Genomic DNA, 3,384 nt, shown 5'->3' on the forward strand with positions numbered 1-3,384 from the left:
CGCCGCTCGAGGAACGGCTTGCCCGCGGCCGAGGCCGGCTCGGTCTGCGCCGGCAGCGCGACCGCCGCGCGGGCCGGCGCAGCGCCGCCGATCACGAAACGCTCGTAATGCGTGTAGTTCAACGTGACCGCGCCGGGAACGAACAGCTCGCCGATCAGGAAACGTTCGCGCAGCTGCTCGTTGCTGACGCCCTGCATCGAGTCGGGATGGCAGGCGTGGTAGGTCTTGCGGTACATGGCAGGCTCCGGGGAATCCGGTCCGCATCGTAGCCGGTTTGACGGGCTTTGGTAACCGGTGTCAATTTGGCGAGTCACAGCCACCTGTCCTGGTCGCGGTCCGTTCCGCCGCCGTACGCCACATCGGCCCCGGCCGCCCGCCTACCGACCACCGCACACAGCGCGCCCGCATTGGCCGGCCGGCCCGTGCGCGGGCCGGCTATCGCAATCGTGGAAACTGCCGCATCCTGCAAAAGCGCGAGCCCGCGGCGAAACGGCGTATGCTGCGGCCGGAGCGGACGCGGCGGGCACGGCATGGATCAGGGGCGCGAACAATCCGGCGATACGCGGCGACCAGGACCATCGTCCCGGCCGCGGCGCCGCAACGCCGGCGAGTACATCCGATGAACGGCCCCGACGCCGTCCGCGACCAGGCGCCCGGCGAAACCGGCGCGGCGGCCGGGCACGCGCCCTCGGCCGCGGCGCTCGCGCGGCAGTTCGGACTGCCGCTGGCCGCGCTCGACGCCGAGATCCCGCGCGAGGTCCTCGACGAGATTCCGGCGCATTTCGCGCGCAGCCGCTGCGTGCTGCCGCTGGGCTATGCCGGCGACCAGCTGCGCGTGGCCATGGCCTCGCCGACGAACACCGAGACCGAACAGCTGCTGCAGTTCCTGACCGGCCGCTCGCTGTGCATCGAGGTCGCGGCCGAGGACCTGCTGCTGGCCAAGATCGACGCCTGCTACGAGCGCATCGACGACAGCGAGGACTTCGCCGCGCTCGAGGCCAGCACCGCGCCGGAAAGTGCCGGCGAGCGCCACGAACTCGAAGCGCTGTCCTCGGCCCGGCCGGTCGTGCGGCTGGTCAGCAACATCCTGCTCGAGGCGATACGCCGGCGCGCGTCCGATGTGCACATCCGCCCCGGCGAAAAGGACGTCGAGCTGATCTTCCGCATCGACGGCGAGCTGATCCTGGTGCGCCGCTTCTCGCGCGCGCTGCTGCCGGCCATCGTCGGCCGCATCAAGATCCTCGGCGTCATGGACATCACCGAGCACCGGCTGCCGCAGGACGGCCAGCTGCGCGTGCGCGACCGCGGCCGCATGATCGACATCCGCATCAGCATCATGCCGTCGGTCGAAGGCGCGAGCGTCGCGATGCGCCTGCTGCTGTCGCGCGTGGGCACGAACGACATCGGCGAGATCGGGCTGTCCACGGCCGACCAGCGCCATCTCGGCGACGCGCTGGAGCACAGCCACGGCATGCTGCTCGTGACCGGCCCCACCGGCTCGGGCAAGAGCACGACCCTGTATGCGGCGCTCAACGCCGTCGTGCGCCGCAATCTCAACATCATCACGGTCGAGAACCCGGTCGAGTTCCACGTGCCGGGCATCACCCAGATCCCGATCAACGCCGACATCGGCATGACCTTCGCCAAGGCGCTGCGCAACATCCTGCGCCACGATCCGGACGTGATCATGGTCGGCGAGATCCGCGACGAGGAAACCGCACGCATCGCCGTGGAAAGCGCGCAGACCGGCCATCTGCTGCTGTCGACCCTGCACACCAACTCCGCCGTCGCGACCGTTTCGCGGCTGCTCGAGATGGGCATACCGGCGTACCTGCTGCGCGCGACCCTGCTCGGCGTGCTCGCGCAGCGCCTGGTCCGGCGCAACTGCGTCTACTGCCGCGTGCCCGAGGCGCCCGACCCGCACGTGCGCGAGCTGCTCGGCATCGGGCCCGAGGACATCTTCCTGCGCGGCGTCGGCTGCCGGCATTGCGCCGGTACCGGCATCGCCGGGCGCCGCATGACCTACGAATACCTCGTCGCGACGCCGGCGCTGCGCCGGCTGATCACGGCCGATCTCGACGAAGCCGCGCTGCAGGAACAGGCGCTGCGCGACGGCATGGTCGCGCTGACCGCGCACGCGGTCGGCCTGGCCCGCAACCACGAGATCCCGCTGCACGAGGCCTACCTGACACGGCTGGAGTGACGACATGCCCGAACTGACGAGCTACATGCAGCTGATGGCGCGCAAGAAGGCGTCCGACTGCTTCCTCAGCGCCGGCGCGCCGCCGTCGATCAAGATCGAGGGCGAGACCGTACACCTGGGCGAGACCCCGCTGGCCGCCGAGGACGTGCGCGGCATGGCCTACTCGATCATGAGCGAGAAGCAGCAGAAGGAATACGAGGCGACCCTGGAAATGAATCTGGCCGTCGCGCTGGCCGACGGCAGCCGCTTCCGCGTCAACGTCTACCGGCAGCGCGACACCGTCGCGATCGCCGTGCGCTACATCAGCAGCGACATCCCGACATTGGAGCAGCTGTCGCTGCCGCCCCGGCTAAAGGACCTGATCATGCTGCCGCGCGGGCTCGTGCTCGTCGTCGGCAGCACCGGCTCGGGCAAGTCGACGACCCTAGCGTCGATGATCGACTACCGCAACCACCAGCGCACCGGCCACATCCTGACCATCGAGGAGCCGATCGAATTCATCCACCGCCACGACAAGTCGGTCGTCGACCAGCGCGAGATCGGCCTCGACACGCTGTCCTACGAGAACGCGCTGAAGAATGCGATGCGCGAGGCGCCCGACGTGATCCTGATCGGCGAGATCCGCGACCGCGAGACCATGAAGCACGCGATCGCCTACGCGGAGACCGGCCATCTCTGCCTGTCGACCCTGCACGCCAACAACGCGAACCAGACCCTGGACCGCATCATCAACTTCTTCCCGGATTCGGCCCGGCACCAGCTGCTGATCGACCTGTCGCTGAACCTGCAGGCCGTCGTCGCGATGCGCCTGGTCCGGGGCCTCGACGGCAAGCGCGTGCCGGCCGTGGAACTGCTGCTGCACACGGCCTACGTCTCCGACCTCATCGAGAAGGGCGAGATCGACCAGCTCAAGGAAGCCATGAAGCAGGGCGTCAACATCGGCATGCAGACCTTCGACGAGGCGCTGTACCGCCTCTATGCCATGGGCCGGATCAGCCTCGCCGAAGCGCTCGACCACGCCGACTCGCGCACCGACCTGTCGCTGCGCGTGCGCCTGACCAATCCGATCGAGACCATGAGCGACCTGCGCATGGAGGATCTCTGATCCGGCGCCGCGACGCGCCGGCACGCCGCGCTAGCCGCGCGGCGGCTGGCAGGACTCGCGCGCGACGAGGTGCGGC

The 3,384-nt window shown here is 69.4% G+C and carries 2 protein-coding genes and 1 pseudogene; 2 read left to right on the forward strand and 1 reads right to left on the reverse strand.

Annotated elements, in window-relative coordinates; translation table 11 throughout:
* A pseudogene (locus NON22_RS22000) lies at positions 1-236 on the reverse strand (5-dehydro-4-deoxy-D-glucuronate isomerase); the annotation flags it as partial.
* Positions 237-619: 383 nt separating this feature from the next.
* On the opposite strand from NON22_RS22000, the gene NON22_RS22005 reads away from it, so the two are divergent.
* Positions 620-2,203: a GspE/PulE family protein gene (locus NON22_RS22005; RefSeq protein WP_257389143.1), complete on the forward strand. Its 1,584-nt coding sequence runs from the start codon at positions 620-622 to the stop codon at positions 2,201-2,203.
* A 4-nt stretch (positions 2,204-2,207) separates the two neighbouring features.
* On the forward strand, positions 2,208-3,308 hold the full coding sequence (locus NON22_RS22010; protein WP_257389144.1) for a PilT/PilU family type 4a pilus ATPase: 1,101 nt from the start codon (positions 2,208-2,210) through the stop codon (positions 3,306-3,308).
* Positions 3,309-3,384: the final 76 nt, after the last annotated feature.

It is taken from the genome of Tahibacter caeni, assembly GCF_024609805.1.
GTDB lineage: Bacteria > Pseudomonadota > Gammaproteobacteria > Xanthomonadales > Rhodanobacteraceae > Tahibacter > Tahibacter caeni.